The sequence below is a fragment of the Streptomyces durocortorensis genome (assembly GCF_016901035.1).
GTDB lineage: Bacteria > Actinomycetota > Actinomycetes > Streptomycetales > Streptomycetaceae > Streptomyces > Streptomyces durocortorensis.
In genome coordinates this window covers 1-2,072 of the sequence record NZ_JAFEUF010000457.1, presented here as the reverse complement: position 1 = coordinate 2,072, position 2,072 = coordinate 1, and the positions used below count along the sequence as shown (strand labels likewise).

Annotated in this window: 2 protein-coding genes; both read right to left on the bottom strand. The window is 67.6% G+C overall.

What is annotated here, in order from left to right:
* Positions 1-108: 108 nt before the first annotated feature.
* Positions 109-1,029: a carbohydrate ABC transporter permease gene (locus JS521_RS35380; protein ID WP_205086948.1), complete on the bottom strand. Its 921-nt coding sequence runs from the start codon at positions 1,027-1,029 to the stop codon at positions 109-111.
* 14 nt (positions 1,030-1,043) lie between these two features.
* Complete coding sequence (locus JS521_RS35375; protein ID WP_205086947.1) at positions 1,044-2,048, bottom strand: carbohydrate ABC transporter permease; 1,005 nt, start codon at positions 2,046-2,048, stop codon at positions 1,044-1,046.
* Positions 2,049-2,072: the final 24 nt, after the last annotated feature.

Sequence of the window (2,072 nt, the reverse complement as noted above, 5' to 3'; positions counted from 1 at the left end):
GCTGGGAGGCCGTGTCGGGGCGGAGGTCGGGTCGGATGTCGGGTCGGACGGCTGTCATGCGGGAGCGCTCCCTGGGAGAAGGTGAGGGGGGTGGGAAGGGGAAGACCGTCAGCCCTTGACCGCGCCGGACATGATCCCGCCGACGATCTTCTTGCCGAAGACCACGAACACCACCAGCAGCGGCAGCGTGCTGATCAGCGCACCCGCCATGACGATGGACTGGTCGGGGGTGTACGAGGCGCTGAGCTGGCCGAGGGCCACCTGAAGGGTCGGGTTCTGCTGGTTGAGTGCCAGGTAGGGCCAGAAGAAGTCGTTCCACGCCTGGACGAAGGTGAGCATCCCGAGCACCATCATCGCGGGGCGTGCGACCGGCAGCACGATGCTGCGCACGATACGGAAGTTGTTCGCGCCGTCGATCTTGGCCGCCTCGATCAGCTCGTAGGGCAGCGCCTCGATCAGGTACTGGCGCATGAAGAACACACCGAACGCGCTCACCAGGGTCGGGAAGATCACCGATTCGAGCTGCCCGCCCCAGCCGAGGCCGGACATCATCATGAACAGCGGGACGACGCTGAGCTGCGGCGGGATGGTGAGCGTGGCGATCACCGCGGTCATCAGCCAGCCCCGGCCCCGGAAGCGCATCTTGGCGAACGCGTAGCCGGCGAGCGTGCAGAAGAAGAGCGTGGCGAGGGTGATCGTGGACGAGACGATGATGCTGTTGACGATCGCCTTGCCGAGGTTGGCCTGCTCCCAGGCCGTCTGGACGTTCTCGATCAGCTTGCCGCCCGGGAGGAACGGCGGTGTGGAGGCGAGGACTTCGTCCTGGGTGCGGGAGGCCGCCACCAGGGTCCAGTAGAGCGGCAGCAGCGAGCCGAAGCCGACGACGGCGAGCGCGACGTAGGCGAAGGGCCCGCCCTTCAGCTGCTGGCCGGCGCCCATCCGGAAACGGCTCGGGCGGGACGGTCCTCCGCTCCGCGGATTCGGGGCGAGCTTCACGGGGGCGGTGTGCGTGGGGCTGGTCATGGTCATGGATGCGCTCCCGGTCAGGCCGCGGAATCGGAGGTGCGGACGTAGCGGCCGATCAGCCAGTTGACGCCGGCGATGAGGAGCAGGAGCGCGAGCATCGCCCAGGCCACGGCTGCCGCCGGACCGAGATGTCCGAGGTTCCAGCCGTAGTTGTAGAGGTAGATGCTGAGCGTCTCGTACTGGTTCTCGTTGCCGCCGGTGGCTCCCAGCGCACCGCCCTCCAGCAGCAGCGGCTCACCGAAGAGCTGCATGGAGCCGATGGTGGAGATGACGATGGTGAACAGGATCGTCGGCCGCAGCGAGGGGATGGTGACCTTGCGGAACTGCTGCCAGCGCGAAGCGCCGTCCAACGAGGCTGCCTCGTAGAGGTCGTTGGGGACGGCCTGCATGGCGGCGAGGTAGATCAGCGCGTTGTAGCCGGTCCAGCGCCAGATGACGATGACCGAGATCGCCAGCTTCGACGTCCAGTGCCCGTTGGCCCAGTTGACCGGGTCGAAGCCGACGAGGCCGAGCGTCCAGTTGAGCAGTCCGCCGTCCGCCCGGAAGACCAGCGCGAAGACGAGGGCGGCCGAGGCGACCGAGGTCGCGTACGGGGTGAGGATGATCGTGCGCCAGAACGTGCTGGCGCGCAGGCGGTAGTTGAGGAGGTGCGCGAGGCCGAGGGCCATCAGAAGCTGCGGGACGGTGGAGATGACGCCGATCAGGAAGGTGTTGCTGACCGAGGTCCAGAACTCGGGGTCGTTCAGGATCTTGTCGAAGTTCTCCCAGCCCACCCACTCCATGGAGTCCAGGCCGGTCATCGAGACCCGGTGCAGGGCGATCCAGCCGGTGTAGAGCAGCGGGTAGAGGCCGAAGGCCCCGAAGACCAGGAAGAACGGCGCTATGTACGCGTACGGGGACGCCTTGTCGTCGAACCGCCACAGCCGGCTGCGCCACAACTGCCGCCGCTCGTCGGTCGGTTCCTTCTTCGGTGCGCGGGGCGTCTTCGCGTACGCGTCCCGGGTGGGGGTCGAGGTTGCCACGGGCGGGGAGTCCTTCCCTGGGGG